Origin of the sequence: Phytobacter massiliensis JC163 (genome assembly GCF_000321045.1) — a bacterium.
GTDB classification, from domain to species: Bacteria; Pseudomonadota; Gammaproteobacteria; order Enterobacterales; family Enterobacteriaceae; genus Phytobacter_A; species Phytobacter_A massiliensis.
The window spans coordinates 280,315-300,754 of record NZ_HE578946.1; the positions used below are offsets into that span (position 1 = coordinate 280,315).

Consider the following 20,440-nt stretch of genomic DNA (forward strand, 5'->3'; position numbering starts at 1 on the left):
CTAGGATCAATTATTGCCTGGGCATTACCGTCTGATTGCGCCGATTATTGCGAGGCGCGTTCGGGAATTAAAATGTCTGGCGTCGTTGCAGCCGGAACTTTGTTCTCCATGAAGGTGGGACTGGCGTTAGCGGGTGGGATGGTAGGGCTGGTACTTTCAGCCAGCGGTTATAAAGCGGGTGAAGCGGTGACGCCGGAAGCGATGAAGGCCATTCTTTTCTTAATCGCTGGCGTTCCCGCTATTTTCCATGCCATCAGTTTGGGTTTATTAATGATGTTTAATCTGGAACGCGAGCCGAAAGACGAGCTTGCCAGTTCGACAGTAAAATAAACTACCGGCGAGTATGGTTCTTGCGATATTGCAGGGGCGTCTCGCCGATGCCTTTCTTAAAGGCGCTAATAAAATAGGTCACATCGGAAAACCCCGCCGCGCAGGCGATATCCGCGATGCTGTGGTCGCTGTGCAGGAGCATCTCGCACGCTTTGCGCAGGCGGATGGTATTGAGATACTGATGAATATGTTCCCCCGTCTCCAGGTGAAAGCGCCGCGAAATATAGCTGCGTGATTTACCCAGATCGTCCGCCAGCCGGGCCAGGCTGAATTTGCGCTGATAGTTCTCCTCCAGCCAGAACATGACCGGGGTGGCAATGCCCGTCTGGTCTTCCGGTAATTTTTCATTTTCTTCCGGCAGCATATTCAACAGCGTCAGCAGCAGGCAGGCGACCTGCTCGCTGGTCAGGCTGGCGCTGGCCGCAAGCGTTGCGTACAGGCTAAAAAGATGGTCAAGATGGGGGTGAATGCCGGCAGCATCCAGCACCACCGCCGGGCCGTTGCGTGCCGAGAGCCGCTGTAAACGTCGTTGATTTTGCGGAAAATCGCGGAAAAGTTTCAGAATCGCATGCTGATCGACATGGATGATGGTGCGCCGGTAGCAGTCCTGCGCCTGCTCATCCACCATCACTTTATGCAGGGTGAATGGCGGGAAGAAAAAGAGCCTGCCGGGGCGCATGGTGTACTGGCGGTTATCCACCATCACTACGCCAAACCCCTCTTCGACATAGAGCACTTCAAGGCACTGGTGCCAGTGGTGGTAGCGCACCGTGTTGGCAAACAGCCGACTGAACGACACGATAGCGTCGTTCAGCGCAATCAGTTCCAGACGTTCCGCATGCCACTGCTCAGCCATAGTGCAACCATTCTCAATTTTTCTCGCTCTACCCGCAGTTATAAACCACCATTTTAAATTTTCTCAACTGCGGGTTTACAGAAAGCTCTCCAGTGTGACGGGGGTAACATTTCGGCCCTGCTGCCATTCACTATGCTTGGGCCACTTACCGGAGGGTGAACACATGCACATGGCAGCAGGCAAAAAATCAATTCCATTGTCTTCCCGCAGCGAGGTGGTCGCGGCGTTAATGGCGATGCTGGAGGCGCTGGATAAGCAGTTTCCGCCGGGGCAGTCCGGTTTTTCGCTGGGGGATACCTGCGCCCATTACGGGGCAAAAATAGCCGAAATGGAAGGGTTGTCACGGGCAATGTGGGGACTGTTTCCACTGCTGGCGAGCGGCGAAACGGTGCCGCTGAGCGAAAAATACTTCGCAGCGCTCAAAATGGGTACCGACCCGCAAAGCCCCGGTTACTGGGGCGAAACCGGCCCCTACGATCAGCGGCTGGTGGAGATGGCGGCCTGGGGGCTTGGCCTGGCGCTGCTGCAGGAAAAAGGGCTGGCGGGCTTCTCCCCGCGCGAGCGCGACAACCTGCACCGCTGGCTCAATCAGATTAGCGATGCGCAGATGCCCGACAGCAACTGGAACTATTTCGCTATTCTGGTGCAGTTAGGTTTTAAACGCGCCGGTTTGCCCTGGGATCAACAGGCTATTGAGCAGCGTTTCGCCCTGATGGAAGCCTACTACCTGGGCGATGGCTGGTACTCCGACGGCCCGGGGAGGCCGAAAGATTACTATATTTCAATGGCGTTTCACTTCTACGGCCTGATTTACGCCACCCTCAACGGTGAAGACGACCCTGAGCGCGCCGCTACCCTGCGCGAGCGCTCACGGCAGTTTGCCGCCGATTTTATCTGGATGTCGGCGGCAGGGGGTGAATCTATGCCGTTTGGCCGCAGTCTGACCTACCGTTTCGCGATGGTGGCGTTCTGGAGCGCGGTAGCCTTTTCCGGGCTGGAGGGCTTCTCTCACGGCGTAGTAAAAGGGCTGATTTTACGCCATCTGCGCTGGTGGCTGGGCCAGCCGATATTCGATCGCGATGGCATACTGACCCTCGGCTTTGCCTACCCGAATCTTGCTATGTGTGAGGATTACAACTCCCCCGGCTCGCCCTACTGGGCGCTGAAAGTGTTTCTTATGCTGGCACTGCCGGAAGAGCACGACTTCTGGCGCGCTAAAGAGCAGCCGTTACCGGAACTGAGCGGAAAACGGGTGATTCCCCACGCGCAGCAAATCCTGGTGCACAGCAAAACCTCGCGGCACGTCTATATGCTGACCTCCGGGCAGTTGGAGCTGAACAACTACGTTAATACCGAGGCGAAATACACCAAATTCGCCTATTCCAGCGCCTTCGGCTTTACCATTGAACGCGGTCGCTACGGTATTAAACACGCGGCCTGCGACTCCATGCTGCTGCTCAGCGAAGGGGACAATTATTATCGCGGCCGCCGTGAGTGCGAGCAGGTGGAGGTGCGTGATGACCATATCTTTTCCCGCTGGTCCCCGTGGCAGGATGTGCATGTTTCGACCTGGCTTATCCCGTGCGGTGACTGGCATGTGCGCGTCCACCGGCTGGAAACCGCGCGGGCGCTGGAGAGCGTGGAAGGGGGCTTTGCCGTGAAAAAAGCGCCGCACCAGAGTATCGGCACGCGTGGCTGCCGGGTCGCGGCGGAAAATGGCGTTAGCCTGATCTACGATCTCTCCCCCACGAACGCGCGCCAGCCGGAGAGCATCGTCACGCCGCCCAACAGCAGCATTATGTTCGCCGAATGCGCGACCATCCCGCTATTACAGCAGGCGTTCGCGCCCGGCACCCACTGGCTGGCGTGCGCGGTGCAGGCCAACCCGGATGCGCAAGACATCACCGAAGCCGTGCCTGAATTCAGGCTTGAAGACGATCGTTTGTGCGTCACACCGGCAAATGAAAATAACGCTATCACCATTATGTTGTAGCGGGGAAATTCCCCGCCGTAATAGTCATTTAATGCTGCACCTCTGAACCCTGTATTTTTGTCGAGGATAGTATGGAAAAGCTAACCATAAATACCCGTACTGAATATTACAAAATAAGCAGTTTTATTTTTCTCTATTTCTTTACCTGGTCGGCCAGTATTGGCTTATTAGCGATCTGGCTGGGGCAAAAAGCCAATCTCAGCGGCACGGTTATCGGCACGGTATTTGCCGTTAACGGAATATTTTCCGTGATCCTCAAACCGATCTACGGCTATATCCTCGATAAAATCGGCATGAGTAAATATCTGCTCTATTTTGTCGTACTGATGTCGGCGATGATGGCCCCGTTCTTTATCTATGTGTATCAGCCGTTATTACTCTCGAATACCCTGCTGGGGATAATTGTCGGCGCTATCTATTTAAGCTTCGCCTGGTATGCCGGCGTTGCTGCCTGTGAATCCTACAGCGACCGTTATAGTCGCCTGAACGGCATGGAGTTTGGTCAGATCCGGATGTGGGGCTCGCTCGGCTGGGCGGTAGCCTCCTCTTTCTCTGGTCTGCTGTTTAATATTTCTCCGGCCTGGAACTTTATTATGGGCAGCGTCGCCTCGGTTATCATGCTGATTGTGCTGCTGAGCCTTAAGGTCAACGTTAACGCCGCCAATGCCAGCGATGTGCTGGCGAAAGAGAAGATAGTTCCGGCGGACGTTTACGCCCTGCTGCGCAACCGCAAGTTCTGGGCATTTTGCCTGTACGTGGCGGGGGTGGCGTGGATGATGTTCATCGCCGAGCAGCAGTTCTCACGCTATTTCGTCACCTTCTTTGATGATATTCATCAGGGCAACGCGGTGTTTGGCTATCTCGGTACCGTACAGTCCGGTACCGAATTTGTGATGTACATGATTATCCCGCTGTTCGTTAATTTTATCGGCGCGAAACGCGGCCTGTTAATTGTTGGGTTAGTGGTGGGCGCGCGGCTGATTATTTCCGGTCTGTGCGATTCGCATTTATTGATTTCAGTACTGAAACCGCTCTACGGCCTGGAAATCTGCCTGCTGCTGGTGTCGGTGTTCAAATATATCGCTGAACATTTTGATAAACGCGTTAATGCGACCATGTATTTGCTGGGTTATCAGGCGATGCTGTACGTCGGCAATGTGGTGGTATCGTCGCCGGCCGGGCTGCTATATGACCGAATCGGCTTCGAAAACACCTATATCATTATGGGCGCCATTGCCCTGACCTTTACCGCCATCTCGGCGATAACGCTCTCCGCCTGCCAGAGTAAATGGCGGCAACCGGCGCATCTGGACGTCGCCGGTAATAATGTGTCGCGTTAATACCAGGATATTTTTGCCAGAAAATAAGGAACCGAAATATGTTAAGTCAAATCGTTGAGGAGCCGTTACGTGAATGTCCGGGCGCGCCGTTCAACCGGCAGGCGTTTTCCGATGAGCTGAATAGCGCACGTCAACATACCCTTGAACTGATTCGCCGTCATTTAACGGAATTCGGTGAAGCGTTTCCCGCTGAAACCTGCGTGAAGGGCTATTACCCCCTGACGGAAAATATCGAGTGGACCACCAGCTTCTGGACCGGACAGCTGTGGCTGGCGTGGGAGATGAGCGGTGACGAGGCTTTCCGGGAACTGGCGGAAAAGCATGTGCGCTCTTTTGGCCTGCGCATCGCCGGGCGCTCAGACACCAACACCCATGATTTGGGTTTTCTTTATACGCTCTCCTGCGTGGCCGCCTGGCGACTGACGGGGAACCGTGACGCCCGGGGCTTTGCCCTGCAGGCGGCGGAAGCGCTGCTTGAGCGCTTCCATGAGAAAGCGCAGATCATTCAGGCCTGGGGGGATCTGAACGATCCGCAGCAGGCGGGGCGAATGATCATCGACTGCAATATGAACCTGCCGCTGCTTTACTGGGCCAGCGAGCAGACCGGCGATCCCCGCTTTGGCCGCGCCGCGCAGGCGCACGTCATGCAGGCGGCGAAATACCTGATTCGTGAAGATGCCTCTACCTTCCACACTTATTATATGGATGTGGAGACCGGGGCGGCGCGCTACGGCAATACTCAGCAAGGGTACGCCGACGACTCCTGCTGGTCGCGCGGGCAGGCGTGGGGCATTTATGGCTTCCTGCTGAGCTTTATCTACACCGGCGATAAAGAGATGGTCGCGCTGTCGAAGAAGCTGGCTAACTACTTCCTTAACCGCCTGCCGGAAGATGCGGTGTGCCACTGGGATCTGGCGCTGGTGGGCACGGACGCGCTGCGCGACTCCTCCTCGGCGGCGATTGCCGTGTGCGGACTACTGGAGCTGATTAAACATCTGCCGGTGACCGACCCTGACCGCGAACGTTACCAGCAGTGGGCGATGCGCATGATGTCTTCGCTGGGTAAACATTATCTTGCCGGGAAAAACGAAGCGACCAACGGCCTGCTCAAACATTCGGTTTATCACCTGTCGAGCAACAAAGGGGTGGATGAATGCTGTAGCTGGGGGGACTATTTCTACGTTGAGGCGCTGATGCGTTTTAGTCAAAGCTGGAAGCTGTACTGGTAAGGCGCGTGTCCCGGATGCGCTGCGTTTATCCGGGCTACGGTCCGCAGCGCACCGGGGAAAAGCCTACCAGCCCAGCGTTTCACCGATCGCCCGGCGATAGGGCGTATCAATCTGTGCAGGCACGCGGCTTATGTAGTCGCGGGCGTGCTCTCTGGCTTCGCCTGTCAGGCCGTTGAGGTAGGCGACTGCTTCGTCCAGGGCGGGCACGCGTCCTTCTATTGACGCGCTCGCGGGCGGCAGGTCTGTCCAGATCACCGCCTCGATCCCCCGTTGCGCCGCCCAACTGGCGATAACGCCCGTGGGCCGCCCTGTAACCAGCAGCGAGCCTATGCCGTCGCAGCGTTCGTCGGGAATGGCTTCCCGCAGGCGCAGCGCCCGGCAGGCAAGATTAAGCTGCGTTTCGCTTAACCATGCCCACATCACCGGCACGACCGGGGCATTCATACACAACACGGTGGCAAGTTCGCCGCCGTCGGAAACACGGCAAAACTCCACCGGCAGTGAAGGCCCATCGTGGCGCCATTCACCAGCAACCGGCAGCGAGCCGCTTTTCCAGATTAACGAGCCCCAGCCCAGACAGGCGATCTTCATATGCCGTTACGCTTTAGGGATGCGCAGCGTCTGGCCTGGATAGATCTTATCCGGGCTGGAGAGCATTGGCCGGTTGGCCTCGAAGATTTTATTGTACTGATTAGGATCGCCATACACGGTTTTAGAGATGGCGCTCAGGGTATCGCCGGATTTCACCGTGTAGTACGTGGCTTCGTCCTGGGTGTCGGTGGCGGAGATGTTGTTTTCCACCTCGCTGACGCCCGCGATATTACCCACGGCGACCTGAATTTTCTCTTTTTGCTCCTGGGTCAGCCCGTCGCCGGTTACGCTGGCCTTACCGTCAGCGACGTTGACCTGAACTTTATCGGCCCCCGGCAGGTTCAGTTTCTTGAGGTGCTCGGTAACTTTGTCACCCTGCGCTTTATGATCGGTGAGGTTGTCCCACAGTTTTTCGCCTGCTTCTTTTACAAAGTTGAAAATACCCATTCATGCCTCCTGTTTACAGTGAAGTCAGAATAAGCATAGCAGGCGATGGAAACTTACCGGGAAAGAGGGGAAGGGGAACGCGCCATCGGGAGGGCCCGACGACGCGATGATGACGCCACAGGATAGTTAAACGCCCTGCTCCAGAATGCGGATGTGGGTCTCCAGCACATCGCCTTTGACCGCCTCACTCCAGGCTTTCATATGCGGCGTTTGCAGGTGCGCTTCCAAATGCGCCACGCTTTCCCAGCGCTCCACCATGATGATGGAGTCCGGGGCGGTGGTCTGGAAACTCACGCCAGCGGCGTGATCCACCCACGGCGCGTAACCGTGGCAACCCTCTTCCTGCAGTACCTGCGGGATAATTTTGGCAAACTGATCAAGTACCGCCTGGCGATGGTGCTGGCCGGGGCGGGTGCGAATTTCAGCAATCACTGTCAACATGGTTAACTCCTTCTAAGTCCTGCCTACAGTTAACCAAAAATTTGCGCAAGATGCTTGCGATATTCCTCAATATAACGCGGGACATCGGGCATTTTGATGACGTCGTTAACGATAAAAGTCGGCAGAGCGCTCAAGCCAAGGAACTGATTCGCCTTGTGGAACGGCAGATAGACGCCGTCAACGCCAGCGCCGTGGAAGAACTGATCTTCGTCGGTAAAGGCGTCAAGCGGGGCGTTCCAGGTGAGCGACAGCATATAATTTTTCCCCTGCAGCAGGCCGCCGGAGCCATATTTTTTGGCGGCGTCAGAGCGGGTACGGCCATCGCTGGCGTACAGCGCGCCATGCCCTTCGGTAAACACATCGTCCATGTATTTTTTGATGGTCCAGGGGGCGCCCATCCACCAGCCGGGCATTTGCCAGATAATGGTGTCGGCCCACAGGAAGTTTTGCACTTCTTCCTTGATATCGTAATCACCGTCGGTACGTACCACTTTAACCGCGTGCCCTACATCGCGCAGATAGCTTTCCGCAACCGACGTCAGGGTGTCGTTCAGCTGGCCATTGGAGTGGGCAAATTTTTTTGCGCCGTTAATAATCAGGATGTTGCTCATTTTTTGTCCTCAACGAAACCGGAATGGCGAAGATTTTATCCCGTCTTCGCTGATAACAAAATTGGCAAAACGTGCAAAGACTTTTGCGATAATCGCAAAAATACTACCAGCGGATTTCCGCCACGAAGCCTGCCGGGTCGCCATTGCGAAAGGCAACCGACAGATAGTGCATCTGCGCAATCCTCCGGACAATCGACAGCCCCAGGCCGCTGCCGGTCGCCTGCTGCCCCGGCGGGCGGTAAAAGCGCTCGCCCGCGCGGGCCAGGGCCTGCGGGCTCATGCCGAGGCCGTTGTCGCTCACCCGTAAAACGTTCGTCTCCAGAGTCACATCCACCACGCTGCCTGGCGGGCTGTAGCGCACGGCATTATCCAACAGGTTGCGGACCATCATGCTCAACAGCAGCGGCTGTCCCGCAAGGCTGACATCAGCGGCGATATGCAGCCGCACATCTGTACCGGCCTGGCGGGCGGAAGGATAAATATCCATCACCGCCGACTGCAGCAGGTTTCCCAGCGAAACCGTCTCGACATCCTGCAATTTATCCAGCGAGTCGAGCCGTGACAGCGTCAACAGCTGCTCGACCAGCCGGGTCGCCCGGTCAATGCCCGTATGCAGTTGCGTCAGCGCTTTCTGGCGGGCGGGAGGATCGTCCTGCGAAAGCTGCGCAACCTCGGTTTGCACTTTCAGCGCGGCGAGCGGGCTGCGCAACTCATGGGCGGCGTCGGAGGTGAAGCGCCGTTCCCGGGCCATCATTTCGTGGGTGCGGGCGAAGTGGTGATTCAGCGCATCCACCAGCAGCCGCACTTCGCCGGGAAGGCCGCTCATGCTTAACGGCGCGGCGCTGTCCGGCTCGCGGGTGCGTAGCGACCTCGAGAGCTTTTTCAGCGGCTGTAGTTCATAGCTCAGCAGCATAATAAGCAGCAGTAGCATCAGCGGCAGCGCCACCAGCCAGGGGGTAAGCTGGGAGGTAATAATGTCGAACGCCATCTCCTGGCGGTACTCCTTCTCCTGGCCTACGACAATGCGGTAGCGCCCGTCCGCAGAGGTAAGCCAGAGAAAACGCCACTCATCGTCATCGTTTTGCAGATGGCCATTTTCAAACCCGTCCCAGTGGTAGGCCCACGGGATCCGCTTGCCGTTTTCGCCATCGTGCAGCACCTGCCTGCCATCGACGGTATAAATGGCGAAGGCCAGTACGTCGTCATCCAGATGACCGTGTTTGATTTTTCTGTCGGAGGGCAGGGCGAGCGGCGAGCTTCCTACCTCCGTCAGGCTTAAGGTGCTTAAACGCTTCGCGAACAGCATCTGCTGGGTATCGAAAAGCTCATTAAGATTCTTGCGGGTTTGTTGCCAGGCGAAGAGGCTCGCGCACAGCCATGCGGCCACCGCCAGGACGGAAAACAGCAGCGTCAGCCGCAGGCGCAGGCTTCCGGTTTTAAGGCGTTTCATGCGTCACCTAACGAATAACCAATACCGTGCACGGTGCGGATAAACTCGCTGCCCAGCTTGCGCCGCAGGTGGTGGACATGCACTTCTACCGCGTTGCTGGTGACGTCGTCGTCCCAGCTATAGAGCTTCTCTTCAATCAGTTTGCGCGGCAGTACGCGCCCGGCGTTGCGCATCAGCAGTTCCAGCAGCGCGAACTCTTTAGGCTTGAGGCTAAGGGGCGTGCCGTTAAGGGTGGCGACAAGGCTGGCGGGATCAAGGGTGACATTCCCGTGGCGCAATTCGCTACGAGCCTGGCCGTGGCTTCGCCGTACCAGCGCCTCCAGCCTGGCGGCCACTTCGACCAGGGCGAACGGCTTGCAGAGATAGTCGTCCGCCCCCCGCCGCAGCCCCTCAACCCGCTGGTCAAGGGCGTCGCGGGCGGTCAGAATCAACACCGGCTCGTCGTGATGCTTATCGCGCCATTCGCGGAGGATCTCAAGGCCGTCGATGCCGGGCAGGGTGAGATCAAGCACCACCGCGTCATAGGGCGCGCTGTAAAGCGCCTCCTTGCCCTGCAACCCCTCGGTGAACCAGTCCACGTTAAAGCCGAGCTTACCCAACCCGGCTTTGATGCCATCGCCAATCAATGTGTCATCTTCGATCAGTAGTACCCGCATGCGGCCTCCCTTTCCCTTTTTTAAGCAGTAAACATGCAGCCAGCAGGCGCTGTACAGCAAAAAAATTTCTTTTTGCGCCTTAAGAAGTTGTTAAGAACATGGCGGTTTAATGGGGGTGAAACGAATGACACAAGGAGAGACAAAATGAAAAAGATTGCTGCTGTAACCGCTATCGTAATGCTGTGCTCCGCGCCCGTTTTCGCGGCGACTCCCGCGGCCAATGCCAGCCAGGGCGGCGGCTTCACCGGCCCGTCCAGCGCCGTCACGACGGTGGAGAGCGCCAAATCCATGCGCGACGACGCCTGGGTTACGCTGCGCGGCAATATTGTAGAGCGCGTTTCCGACGATGTTTACACCTTTAAAGATGCCTCCGGCACGATTAACGTCGATATCGACCACAAACGCTGGAACGGCGTCAACGTAGGGCCGAACGATCTGGTGGAAATCCAGGGTGAAGTCGATAAAGACTGGAACTCGGTAGAAATCGACGTGAAGCAAGTCAGCAAGGTCACTCAGTAACGGCTTCGCGCGCCGTTAAAAAATCGCGCATAGTTATGACTCCTCGCCGCAGATAGGTTAGTATCTGCGGCAATATTGCCGCCGAAAAGGCGGCTGCATACGTTGAGGAATCACGATTAATGAGCGATATGGCAGAGCGCCTTGCGCTGCATGAATTTACGGAAAACGCCTACCTGAACTACTCCATGTACGTCATCATGGACAGGGCGTTGCCGTTTATTGGTGATGGCCTGAAACCTGTTCAGCGCCGCATCGTTTATGCGATGTCGGAACTGGGGCTTAGCGCCAGCGCTAAATTTAAAAAATCCGCCCGTACCGTGGGCGACGTGCTCGGTAAATATCATCCGCATGGCGATAGCGCCTGTTATGAAGCGATGGTCTTAATGGCGCAGCCGTTCTCTTACCGCTATCCGCTGGTGGACGGGCAGGGGAACTGGGGCGCACCGGACGATCCGAAATCCTTCGCCGCGATGCGTTATACCGAATCGCGCCTGTCGAAATATGCTGAAGTGCTGCTCGGCGAACTGGGTCAGGGCACCGTTGACTGGGTGCCGAACTTTGACGGCACGCTGCAGGAGCCGAAAATGCTGCCTGCGCGCCTGCCGAACATTCTGCTCAACGGCACCACCGGTATCGCAGTGGGTATGGCAACCGACATTCCGCCGCACAACCTGCGCGAAGTGGCGAAAGCGGCCATTACCCTGATTGAACAGCCGAAAACCACGCTCGACCAGCTGCTGGATATTGTGCAGGGGCCGGACTACCCTACCGAAGCCGAGATCATCACCTCCCGCGCGGAAATCCGGAAGATTTACGAAAACGGACGTGGCTCCGTGCGTATGCGTGCGGTGTGGAAGAAAGAAGACGGCGCGGTTGTGATCACGGCGATCCCGCATCAGGTTTCCGGCGCAAAAGTGCTGGAGCAGATAGCCGCCCAGATGCGCAATAAAAAGCTGCCGATGGTGGACGACCTGCGCGACGAGTCGGACCATGAAAACCCGACCCGTCTGGTGATTGTGCCGCGCTCGAACCGGGTGGATATGGACCAGGTGATGAACCATCTGTTCGCCACCACCGATCTGGAAAAGAGCTACCGCATTAACCTCAATATGATTGGCCTGGACGGTCGCCCGGCGGTGAAAAACCTGCTGGAGATCCTCACCGAATGGCTGGCCTTCCGCCGCGATACCGTGCGCCGCCGCCTGAACTATCGTCTGGAGAAAGTGCTCCGTCGCCTGCATATCCTTGAAGGTTTGCTGGTGGCCTTTCTCAATATCGACGAAGTGATTGAGATCATCCGCACGGAAGATGAGCCGAAGCCGGCGCTGATGTCGCGCTTTGGCATCAGCGAAACCCAGGCGGAAGCGATTCTCGAACTGAAACTGCGCCATCTCGCCAAACTTGAAGAGATGAAAATTCGCGGCGAGCAGAGCGATCTGGAGAAAGAGCGCGATCAGATTCAGGCTATCCTGGCCTCTGAGCGCAAAATGAATAACCTGCTGAAAAAAGAGCTGCAGGCCGATTCCGACGCCTTCGGCGACGACCGCCGTTCACCGCTGCACGAGCGTGAAGAGGCGAAGGCGATGAACGAGCACGATATGCTGCCGTCTGAGCCAGTGACGATTGTACTGTCGCAGGGCGGCTGGGTGCGCAGCGCCAAAGGCCACGATATTGACGCCACCGGGCTGAGCTACAAAGCGGGGGATAGCTGGAAAGCGTCCGTTAAAGGCAAGAGCAACCAGCCGGTGGTCTTTATCGACTCCACCGGGCGCAGCTATGCGCTTGACCCGATCACGCTGCCGTCGGCGCGCGGACAGGGCGAGCCGCTGACCGGTAAGCTGACCCTGCCGCCGGGCGCGTCTGTTGAGCATATGGTCATGACCGGCGAAGAGCAGAAGCTGCTGATGGCCAGCGATGCCGGCTATGGCTTTGTGTGCACCTTTAACGATCTTATCGCCCGTAACCGCGCCGGTAAGGCGCTCATTACCCTGCCGGATAACGCCCATGTCATGCCGCCGCTGGTGATCGAAGATGAAAGCGATATGCTGCTGGCAATCACGCAGGCGGGCCGGATGCTGATGTTCCCGGTCAGCGACCTGCCGCAGCTGTCAAAAGGCAAGGGCAATAAGATTATTGGCATCCCGTCGGCGGAAGCGGCGAAAGGGGAAGACGGGCTTGCCCATCTCTACCTGTTGCCGCCGCGCAGCACCCTGACGATTCACGTCGGCAAGCGTAAGATCAAACTGCGTCCCGAAGAGCTGCAAAAAGTGCAGGGCGAGCGCGGCCGCCGCGGTACGCTGATGCGCGGCCTGCAGCGGATCGACCGCGTTGAAATCGACGCGCCGTCCCGCACCACCGGCGGCAGTAGCGAAGAGTAATCGCCGCCTTACTCCCCCTCCGTCCCGGCGGGGGAGTCACGAATTTTTCCCGTAAAAGCGTTGTTAAATCGGCGATTGCGATTAACAATACGTTTTTACGTACCCGCATCTGACCAGGCCGCATGTTGACGGCTAACGTTAATGCACATAAGGATGGGTTTTCGAGGTAGCTATGCTAGTGATTTTTCGCGTCATTATTGTTGTGATTTACTCCATTCTGGTGTGTGTCTTTGGTTCTCTGTACTGCCTGTTTAGCCCGCGTAATCCGAAGCATGTCGCGACCTTCGGCCATATGTTTGGCCGCCTGGCGCCGATGTTTGGCTTGAAGGTCGAAACCCGTATTCCGCCCGAGTCCGCAGATTTCGGCAAAGCGATTTATATCGCTAACCACCAGAACAACTACGATATGGTAACGGCATCCAATATCGTCCAGCCGCCTACGGTCACCGTGGGGAAAAAGAGCCTGGTGTGGATCCCGTTTTTTGGTCAGCTCTACTGGCTGACCGGCAATCTGTTGATCGACCGCAATAACCGGGCGAAAGCGCATGGCACCATTGCTCAGGTGGTGAAGCAGCTGCAAAAACGTAAGATCTCAATCTGGATGTTCCCGGAAGGCACCCGTAGCCGTGGCCGCGGCCTGCTGCCGTTTAAGACCGGCGCGTTCCATGCCGCCATTGCCGCCGGGGTGCCGATTATTCCGGTTTGCGTTTCCAATACGTCGAACAAAATCAACCTTAACCGCCTGAAAAACGGTCTGGTTATTGTTGAGATGCTGCCGCCGGTGGATGTCAGCCAGTACGGTAAAGATCAGATTCGCGATCTGGCGGCGCACTGCCGCACGCTGATGGAAAACAAAATCGCCGAGCTGGATAAAGAAGTCGCGGAGCGGGAAGCCGCAGGGCGCGTTTAATTACTTTGCGAAAATAACGGGAAATGAGTTCCCACGCGGTTTAGTCAGTTTTTACACGGAGCAACTATGTCACTCAGTCGGCGTCAATTTATTCAGGCATCCGGAGCTGCGCTTTGTGTCGGCGCGATGCCGCTGAGCGCTCATGCCGCCGGGCAACAACAGCCGCTGCCGGTGCCTCCGCTGCTGGAGTCCCGGCGGGGGCAGCCGCTGTTTCTTACCCTCCAGCGCGCCCATTGGGCATTTACCGCTGGAACCCGCGCCCAGGTGTGGGGCATTAACGGTCGCTATCTCGGGCCGACCATTCGCGTCTGGAACGGCGATGACGTCAAGCTTATCTACAGCAACCGCCTGACGGAAAACGTAGCGATGACGGTGGGCGGGCTACAGGTGCCGGGGCCGCTTATCGGCGGCGCAGCGCGGATGATCACCGCCAATAACGACTGGGCGCCGGTGCTGCCGATTCGTCAGAGCGCCGCCACGCTGTGGTATCACGCTAATACGCCGAATCGCACCGCAAAGCAGGTTTACAACGGGCTGGCCGGGATGTGGCTGATTGAAGACGAAGTTAGCAAATCATTGCCTATTCCCAACCACTACGGGGTGGATGATTTCCCGGTCATCATTCAGGACAAGCGGCTGGATAACTTCGGCACGCCGGAATACAGCGAGCCGGGCAGCGGCGGCTTTGTTGGCGACACGCTGCTGGTCAACGGCGCGCAAAGCCCCTATGTCGAAGTGTCTCGCGGGTGGGTGCGCCTGCGCCTGCTGAACGCCTCTAACTCCCGCCGCTACCTGCTGCAGATGAGCGATGGTCGTCCGCTGCATGTGATCGCCGGCGATCAGGGTTTTCTGCCGGTGCCGGTGTCGATCAAACAGCTTGCGCTGGCACCGGGCGAACGGCGCGAAATCCTGGTTGATATGACCAACGGCGATGAGGTCTCCATCACCTGCGGCGAAGCGGCGGGCATTATGGACCGACTGCGCGGCTTCTTCGAGCCGTCGAGCATTCTTATCTCCACGCTGGTGTTAACCCTGCGCCCGACCGGGCTGCTGCCGCTGGTCACCGATTCGCTGCCGATCCGGCTTCTGCCGGCGGATATCTTAACCGGCACGCCGACGCGCAGCCGCGATATCACCCTTGGCGACGATCCGGGGATTAACGGCCAGCTCTGGGACCCGCAGCGGCTCGATATCACCGCTCAGCAGGGAACCTGGGAGCGCTGGACGGTACGGTCGGATATGCCGCAGTCGTTCCATATCGAAGGGGTGCAGTTCCAGATACGCAGCGTCAACGGCGCGATGCCCTTCCCGGAAGATAGGGGCTGGAAGGATACGGTTTGGGTTGACGGGCAGGTAGAGCTGCTGGTCTGGTACGGGCAGCCCTCCTGGGCGCGGTTCCCATTCCAGTACGGCAGCCAGACGCTGGAGATGGCGGATCGCGGCTCAATCGGGCAACTGCTGGTGAACCCGGCACCGTAAAAAACGGCGGCGGTGAGTATTAGCCGTTAGCTATTCGCATGGATGCGAAATTAAAGTTACAGGGAAGTCCTTATGATCCTACTGTTTGTATTTCACTGCGTTATCCTGGCCAGCCCCTGGCTGTCAGGACTTATCATCCTGCGTCTTATCTTTACCGGTCAGTACAAGGTGTTGCTCTGGTGGCTGCTCCCCTGGGGGATTGCCGTGCTTGCCCTGTGGCTGTGCTGCCTTTGCTATGGCGTCACGTTTAATTTTTCCAGTGTGTTGTACTTAACCACCCCGGCGATATTGAGCGCAGGCTTGCTTTTCTGGCTTCTGCGCAACGCTGCAAAACCGGGCGCTGTAATTTGCGCGCATCTCTCTGGCGTGGCCGTCTTTATCCTTTTCCAGAGCCTGGCTCCTGGCGCGAGCGTTTTCTCAGAGCTTGTCGAGGCAAGAGAACAGAGCGTGGCGATGCGTCAGCTACGGCAGCTTGACCAGGCCAGCGACGACGTTAAAGCGCGCCTGCAAGACGAGGTTTTTCGCCAGCAGGCGTTGGCCTGGTCCGCTGCGGCGCCAGATATGCCTGCATCCACCTTTCAGGCGCTTATCAGCAGCGGGGCGAATCCATTCAAAGCCGGCTGGTACGAAATGTACCCGCAGGATGCCTCCTCCTTTTCCATGCGTTCACCGCTAAGCTATGCAGTACGCAATAATAATCTTACGGCGGTGCGGATGTTCAGCGAAATGCTGGCTGATAACGCGCCAGGCTCCGCTGATTATCGTGATAGGGTTCAGCATGATAACCCGCTACGTTTTGATATCCATCTCTCTACGGCTGCGAAAACAGACCGTATTGCCATGATGAAAACACTTCTGCACAGAATGCCAGCGTTACTGGATGACAACGTCTATGAAGGGTTTGTCAGCGAAGGCGACGCTGAATCTTTACGTTTTCTTTGGGATATCGCGCCGCCTGAAAACCCCGTTTTGCGGGAGCAGGCTCAGACGCTGATAAACACGATAAAGGACGGAACCTGAATTGTTATTGAAAACTTTTATCTTCTTTTTGCAGGATGCGATGCCGTGGTTATTTTCAGCCATTGCTGTCGGCACGATAATCTTTTCTTTTAAAAAGCCGCGCCTGCAAAAAATCATCCTGTGGGTTGTGCTTCCCCAGTTTCTTATGCTGACGTTTTTTTGTGGTTGGTTATCCTCCATCGGCTTAGGCATCACCTTATTATTAAAAACGCTAACCGGACTGGGCTCTCTTATCATGACCGGTTCGCTTATTGTCATGCTGTGGGTGGATAAACGCCGCCATGCTGTTTCCCTGCGTCTGGCTTGCCATATTCTGGCTATTATCATTTTTTCGTTGAGCCTGTACTTACTCTCCCCGGGCTTTTTTTCGGCCACCCAGCAAGCCGACTTACGCACGCAAGCCAACAGGCAATTGATGCAGATTGAAAAGGGAAAAGAGTCTGAGGTTATCGATGCCATCGACGATCCGGCCATTCTGGAGGAGATGCTTGATATTGCCGTGTTGCGCTCCGATGAGAGTGAAACAGTTATCCGTCTACTGACGGATCGCGTTGAGTCACCGTTCTATCTTACGACGGCAACAGACACTCAGGCTGCGCAAAACGCCCCCTTCTTTACCGCGTTTAACGCGTTAAACGTGACGGCTATCCGCCTTTTTAGCGACGCCCTGGCGGGTTCCTCTGCGCAGGCGGAAAAGAATCGCCGAATTCTACGACAGGATCAAAGACTACTGGCGCGTGGGTTGCGAGAGATAACGCTTAATGGTTCGCCGGTGGCTGAGGCCGATTTTATGTTGATAAGTAAAATGTTACTCGATAAAGAGCCGGAGCTATTAAATGAAGCCGCATGGCGTGGGGTTTTACGCGCGCGTTATAAAGCGATTATCGAATTATTCTGGCGCTATCGGCCGCCGGAAAAGCGGGAAAATAGTGTTCTGGCGCTGGCGATAATGGGTAAAACGCCGCAGGTAATAGCGCAAATCAACAACACGCCGCAAATTCTGGAAAAACAGAGCGGCCCGTATTCGACATTACTGAGTGACATTGTCTACGAGGCCGAACCGGAGGTTATTCAGCGTATAGTCAATAGCGGGAGCGTTGACTGGCAACGCTTTGTTGATAGAAATGGGGAGAGCAAAATACTCGGAAACGCCCTCGAACGCGTAAGAGAAAATGAGGAGAGCAAGGTCCTTTCAGCCCAGATTCTGCAGCCCATATTGCGTGGGATGATCGCCCAACGTGCTTTGCCAGAAGAACAAACCACACGCTATTTATCACTGGACCGAAGGGGCATACTTTCCGATGCATTAAGCGATGCCGGGCTCAGCTGCCAGCAGCAAAAAGCGATGGCGGAAAAGGTGATAGTAAAAGTGCCGCATCTGCGTTTCGATACCCGGCGAATTTGCGGGCCTGGTCGTCAGATTGCTGAGGACGACGAGTACTCACAATAGTTTCGATTTCTTGCGCGTTCCGGCTTATAATCCACGCCCTTTTGATTATTTTTTTACCATTTTTCCCGGAAGCAAGATGAGCGCAATATCCCTGATCCAGCCGGATCGTGACCTGTTTTCCTGGCCGCAATACTGGGCGGCCTGCTTTGGCCCGGCTCCTTTTTTACCGATGTCCCGTGAGGAAATGGACCAACTTGGCTGGGATAGCTGCGACATCATTCTGGTAACGGGCGACGCCTACGTCGACCACCCGAGCTTCGGCATGGCCATTTGCGGCCGCATGCTGGAGGCGCAGGGCTTCCGGGTTGGCATCATCGCCCAGCCGGACTGGAACAGCAAAGAGGACTTTATGCGCCTCGGTAAACCGAACCTGTTCTTCGGCGTCACCGCGGGCAATATGGACTCGATGATCAACCGCTATACCGCGGATCGTAAGCTGCGCCATGACGACGCCTACACCCCGGATAACGTGGCGGGCAAGCGCCCGGACCGCGCCACGCTGGTCTACACCCAGCGCTGTAAAGAGGCGTGGAAAGACGTGCCGGTGATCCTCGGCGGCATTGAGGCCAGCCTGCGCCGTACCGCCCACTACGACTACTGGTCTGATACCGTGCGCCGTTCCGTGCTGGTGGATTCTAAAGCCGACATGCTGATGTTCGGCAACGGCGAGCGTCCGCTGGTGGAAGTGGCGCACCGTCTGGCGATGGGCGAGCCGATCGCGGCGATCCGCGACGTGCGTAACACCGCGATTATGGTGAAAGAGGCGCTGCCGGGCTGGAGCGGGGTAGATTCAACCCGCCTCGACACGCCGGGCAAAATCGACCCGATCCCGCATCCGTACGGCGAAGATCTGCCGTGCGCCGACAACAAGCCGGTCGCACCGAAAAAGCAGGAGGCGAAAGCCGTTACCGTGCAGCCGCCGCGCCCGAAGCCGTGGGAAAAAACCTATGTACTGCTGCCCTCCTTTGAAAAAGTGAAGAGTGACAAGGTGCTTTACGCCCACGCCTCGCGCATTCTGCACCATGAAACCAACCCCGGCTGCGCGCGGGCGCTGATGCAAAAGCACGGCGACCGCTATATCTGGATTAACCCGCCGGCTATCCCGCTCTCCACCGAAGAGATGGACAGCGTCTTTGCCCTGCCGTACAAGCGCGTGCCGCACCCGGCCTACGGCGACAGCCGTATCCCGGCATACGAGATGATCCGCTTTTCGATCAACATCATGCGCGGCTGCTTCGGCGGCTGTTCGTTCTGTTCGATTACCGAACACGAAGGGCGCATCATCCAGAGCCGTTCGGAAGATTCAATCATCAACGAGATCGAAGCCATTCGTGATACCGTGCCGGGCTTTACCGGGGTTATCTCCGATCTTGGCGGGCCGACGGCCAACATGTATATGCTGCGCTGCAAATCGCCGCGCGCGGAGCAGACCTGCCGCCGCCTGTCGTGCGTCTACCCGGATATCTGTCCGCATATGGACACCAACCACGAGCCGACGATTAACCTCTATCGCCGCGCCCGCGATCTGAAAGGCATCAAGAAGATCCTCATCGCCTCCGGCGTACGTTACGACATTGCGGTAGAAGACCCGCGCTACATTAAAGAGCTGGCGACCCACCACGTCGGCGGCTACCTGAAGATTGCCCCGGAGCACACCGAAGAGGGGCCGCTGTCGAAGATGATGAAGCCGGGCATGGGTAGCTATGACCGCTTTAAAGAGCTGTTCGACCTCTATTCGAAGCAGGCGGGCAAAGAGCAGTACCTGATCCCGTACTTCATCTCCGCGCACCCCGGTACGCGCGACGAAGACATGGTAAACCTGGCGCTGTGGCTCAAACGCCACCGCTTCCGTCTCGATCAGGTGCAGAACTTCTATCCGTCGCCGCTGGCGAACTCAACCACCATGTATTACACCGGTAAGAACCCGCTGGGTAAGATTGGCTACAAGAGCGAAGAGGTGGTGGTGCCGAAGGGCGATAAACAGCGCCGTCTGCACAAAGCGCTGCTGCGCTATCACGATCCGGCCAACTGGCCGCTGATCCGCCAGGCGCTGGAAGATATGGGTAAAAAGCACCTGATTGGCGGTCGCCGCGACTGCCTGGTACCGGCACCGACAATTGAAGAGATGCGTGAGGCGCGTCGTCAGAACCGCAACACCCGTCCGGCGCTGACCAAACACACGCCCATCGTGCATCAGCGCCAGAACGGCGTTAAGCGCAAGGCCAGGTAGGTCAGGTTCCCGGATAAGCGAAGCGCATCCGGGAATCTGTTGGTTAACCCATATCAGGGAAAGAGAGATGGCAAAACGTTATCGTGCGTTCACGCTGCTGGCGGCGCTGTTGCTCAGCGGCTGCGTCGCTTATACCCAGTCCCGACCGCAGGTAGAAGGGCGGCTGCTGGACAGCCACGGACAACCGGTGGCGGGGGCGGAGATTGTGCTGGAAAGCTACAAGCCGCTGGCCAGCACGGTTTCGGATAGCGCGGGCCGTTTCGCTTTCACCGCCGACCACGAGTGGTCATTTTTCCTGCCCATCGGCCCCATTGATAAGATCAACATGTCGCGGCTGGATATCAGCGCCAGGGGGCAGCGGTATAATGTTCTGCTCTCTTACGGTCTGAGCGGGCCTTACGGCGGCGGGCCTGCCGGGATGCGCGTGGTCTGTACGCTACCGCCGTCGCAGCAAACGCCGGACCCGCAGACCGGGGATGCGGATATCTGCCAGCAGGAAACGAAGTAAAA

At 57.1% G+C, this 20,440-nt stretch carries 19 protein-coding genes; 12 read left to right on the forward strand and 7 right to left on the reverse strand.

Annotated features, from left to right (window positions below; genetic code table 11):
- Positions 1-330: MFS transporter (locus tag ENTHG_RS11750; protein ID WP_187371646.1), on the forward strand; the 330-nt coding region annotated here is incomplete at its 5' end.
- 1 nt (position 331) lies between these two features.
- Here ENTHG_RS11750 and ENTHG_RS11755 read toward each other — a convergent pair.
- Positions 332-1,186, reverse strand: coding sequence for a helix-turn-helix transcriptional regulator (locus tag ENTHG_RS11755; RefSeq protein ID WP_044179889.1), 855 nt, complete (start codon positions 1,184-1,186; stop codon positions 332-334).
- A gap of 163 nt (positions 1,187-1,349) precedes the next feature.
- On the opposite strand from ENTHG_RS11755, the gene ENTHG_RS11760 reads away from it, so the two are divergent.
- The 3 genes from ENTHG_RS11760 to ENTHG_RS11770 all read left to right on the forward strand — a co-directional run bounded on the left by ENTHG_RS11760 (position 1,350) and on the right by ENTHG_RS11770 (position 5,748).
- The gene (locus ENTHG_RS11760) at positions 1,350-3,179 is read left to right on the forward strand and encodes a DUF2264 domain-containing protein (protein WP_044179891.1); all 1,830 of its coding nucleotides are present in this window, start codon (positions 1,350-1,352) and stop codon (positions 3,177-3,179) included.
- A gap of 71 nt (positions 3,180-3,250) precedes the next feature.
- Entirely contained in the window at positions 3,251-4,519 is a 1,269-nt protein-coding gene (locus ENTHG_RS11765; RefSeq protein WP_044179894.1) for an oligosaccharide MFS transporter, read from the forward strand.
- 38 nt (positions 4,520-4,557) lie between these two features.
- Positions 4,558-5,748 carry a glycoside hydrolase family 88 protein gene (locus ENTHG_RS11770; RefSeq protein WP_044179896.1) on the forward strand — a complete coding sequence of 397 codons (1,191 nt, stop codon included), beginning with the start codon at positions 4,558-4,560 and terminating at the stop codon, positions 5,746-5,748.
- A 63-nt stretch (positions 5,749-5,811) separates the two neighbouring features.
- Here the strand turns inward: ENTHG_RS11770 and ENTHG_RS11775 are convergent, their stop codons facing one another.
- From ENTHG_RS11775 to qseB, 6 genes are all read right to left on the reverse strand, one after another.
- Positions 5,812-6,339 (reverse strand): hypothetical protein, encoded by a 528-nt coding sequence (locus tag ENTHG_RS11775; protein WP_044179898.1) that lies wholly within the window; start codon positions 6,337-6,339, stop codon positions 5,812-5,814.
- Between the two features lie 6 nt (positions 6,340-6,345).
- Positions 6,346-6,786: a peptidoglycan-binding protein LysM gene (gene lysM / locus ENTHG_RS11780; RefSeq protein ID WP_044179899.1), complete on the reverse strand. Its 441-nt coding sequence runs from the start codon at positions 6,784-6,786 to the stop codon at positions 6,346-6,348.
- Between the two features lie 126 nt (positions 6,787-6,912).
- Positions 6,913-7,227: a putative quinol monooxygenase gene (locus ENTHG_RS11785; protein WP_044179901.1), complete on the reverse strand. Its 315-nt coding sequence runs from the start codon at positions 7,225-7,227 to the stop codon at positions 6,913-6,915.
- Positions 7,228-7,256: 29 nt separating this feature from the next.
- Entirely contained in the window at positions 7,257-7,838 is a 582-nt protein-coding gene (locus tag ENTHG_RS11790) for an NAD(P)H-dependent oxidoreductase (protein WP_044179903.1), read from the reverse strand.
- 103 nt (positions 7,839-7,941) lie between these two features.
- Entirely contained in the window at positions 7,942-9,288 is a 1,347-nt protein-coding gene (gene qseC, locus ENTHG_RS11795; RefSeq protein WP_044179905.1) for a quorum sensing histidine kinase QseC, read from the reverse strand.
- On the reverse strand, positions 9,285-9,944 hold the full coding sequence (gene qseB, locus ENTHG_RS11800) for a quorum sensing response regulator transcription factor QseB (RefSeq protein WP_044179907.1): 660 nt from the start codon (positions 9,942-9,944) through the stop codon (positions 9,285-9,287). Before qseB ends, qseC begins: the two co-directional genes overlap by 4 nt.
- A gap of 144 nt (positions 9,945-10,088) precedes the next feature.
- On the opposite strand from qseB, the gene ENTHG_RS11805 reads away from it, so the two are divergent.
- The 8 genes from ENTHG_RS11805 (at position 10,089) to ENTHG_RS11840 (ending at position 20,438) form a co-directional block, all read left to right on the forward strand.
- Positions 10,089-10,463: a YgiW/YdeI family stress tolerance OB fold protein gene (locus ENTHG_RS11805; RefSeq protein ID WP_044179909.1), complete on the forward strand. Its 375-nt coding sequence runs from the start codon at positions 10,089-10,091 to the stop codon at positions 10,461-10,463.
- A 119-nt stretch (positions 10,464-10,582) separates the two neighbouring features.
- Positions 10,583-12,841, forward strand: a complete 2,259-nt coding sequence (gene parC, locus ENTHG_RS11810) for a DNA topoisomerase IV subunit A (RefSeq protein WP_044179911.1) — start codon at positions 10,583-10,585, stop codon at positions 12,839-12,841.
- Positions 12,842-13,013: 172 nt separating this feature from the next.
- Positions 13,014-13,751 (forward strand): 1-acylglycerol-3-phosphate O-acyltransferase, encoded by a 738-nt coding sequence (plsC, locus tag ENTHG_RS11815; RefSeq protein ID WP_044179913.1) that lies wholly within the window; start codon positions 13,014-13,016, stop codon positions 13,749-13,751.
- Positions 13,752-13,817: 66 nt separating this feature from the next.
- Positions 13,818-15,230 carry a cell division protein FtsP gene (gene ftsP, locus ENTHG_RS11820; protein WP_044179915.1) on the forward strand — a complete coding sequence of 471 codons (1,413 nt, stop codon included), beginning with the start codon at positions 13,818-13,820 and terminating at the stop codon, positions 15,228-15,230.
- A 72-nt stretch (positions 15,231-15,302) separates the two neighbouring features.
- On the forward strand, positions 15,303-16,250 hold the full coding sequence (locus tag ENTHG_RS11825; RefSeq protein WP_044179917.1) for a hypothetical protein: 948 nt from the start codon (positions 15,303-15,305) through the stop codon (positions 16,248-16,250).
- A 7-nt stretch (positions 16,251-16,257) separates the two neighbouring features.
- A complete protein-coding gene (locus ENTHG_RS23735; RefSeq protein ID WP_161624525.1) occupies positions 16,258-17,700 on the forward strand; it encodes a hypothetical protein in 1,443 nt (480 codons plus the stop codon).
- Positions 17,701-17,776: 76 nt separating this feature from the next.
- A complete protein-coding gene (locus tag ENTHG_RS11835) occupies positions 17,777-19,930 on the forward strand; it encodes a YgiQ family radical SAM protein (protein ID WP_044179919.1) in 2,154 nt (717 codons plus the stop codon).
- A gap of 67 nt (positions 19,931-19,997) precedes the next feature.
- Positions 19,998-20,438, forward strand: a complete 441-nt coding sequence (locus ENTHG_RS11840; RefSeq protein ID WP_052332706.1) for a carboxypeptidase-like regulatory domain-containing protein — start codon at positions 19,998-20,000, stop codon at positions 20,436-20,438.
- Positions 20,439-20,440: the final 2 nt, after the last annotated feature.

Coding starts and splice junctions, on each gene's coding strand:
- qseC (WP_044179905.1), bottom strand. CDS start 9,288: ATGAAACGCCTTAAAACCGGAAGCCTGCGCCTGCGGCTGACGCTGCTG.
- lysM (WP_044179899.1), bottom strand. CDS start 6,786: ATGGGTATTTTCAACTTTGTAAAAGAAGCAGGCGAAAAACTGTGGGAC.
- qseB (WP_044179907.1), bottom strand. CDS start 9,944: ATGCGGGTACTACTGATCGAAGATGACACATTGATTGGCGATGGCATC.
- ENTHG_RS11760 (WP_044179891.1), top strand. CDS start 1,350: ATGCACATGGCAGCAGGCAAAAAATCAATTCCATTGTCTTCCCGCAGC.
- ENTHG_RS11770 (WP_044179896.1), top strand. CDS start 4,558: ATGTTAAGTCAAATCGTTGAGGAGCCGTTACGTGAATGTCCGGGCGCG.
- plsC (WP_044179913.1), top strand. CDS start 13,014: ATGCTAGTGATTTTTCGCGTCATTATTGTTGTGATTTACTCCATTCTG.
- ENTHG_RS11785 (WP_044179901.1), bottom strand. CDS start 7,227: ATGTTGACAGTGATTGCTGAAATTCGCACCCGCCCCGGCCAGCACCAT.
- ftsP (WP_044179915.1), top strand. CDS start 13,818: ATGTCACTCAGTCGGCGTCAATTTATTCAGGCATCCGGAGCTGCGCTT.
- ENTHG_RS11765 (WP_044179894.1), top strand. CDS start 3,251: ATGGAAAAGCTAACCATAAATACCCGTACTGAATATTACAAAATAAGC.
- ENTHG_RS11755 (WP_044179889.1), bottom strand. CDS start 1,186: ATGGCTGAGCAGTGGCATGCGGAACGTCTGGAACTGATTGCGCTGAAC.
- ENTHG_RS11805 (WP_044179909.1), top strand. CDS start 10,089: ATGAAAAAGATTGCTGCTGTAACCGCTATCGTAATGCTGTGCTCCGCG.
- parC (WP_044179911.1), top strand. CDS start 10,583: ATGAGCGATATGGCAGAGCGCCTTGCGCTGCATGAATTTACGGAAAAC.
- ENTHG_RS11775 (WP_044179898.1), bottom strand. CDS start 6,339: ATGAAGATCGCCTGTCTGGGCTGGGGCTCGTTAATCTGGAAAAGCGGC.
- ENTHG_RS11840 (WP_052332706.1), top strand. CDS start 19,998: ATGGCAAAACGTTATCGTGCGTTCACGCTGCTGGCGGCGCTGTTGCTC.
- ENTHG_RS11790 (WP_044179903.1), bottom strand. CDS start 7,838: ATGAGCAACATCCTGATTATTAACGGCGCAAAAAAATTTGCCCACTCC.
- ENTHG_RS11825 (WP_044179917.1), top strand. CDS start 15,303: ATGATCCTACTGTTTGTATTTCACTGCGTTATCCTGGCCAGCCCCTGG.
- ENTHG_RS11835 (WP_044179919.1), top strand. CDS start 17,777: ATGAGCGCAATATCCCTGATCCAGCCGGATCGTGACCTGTTTTCCTGG.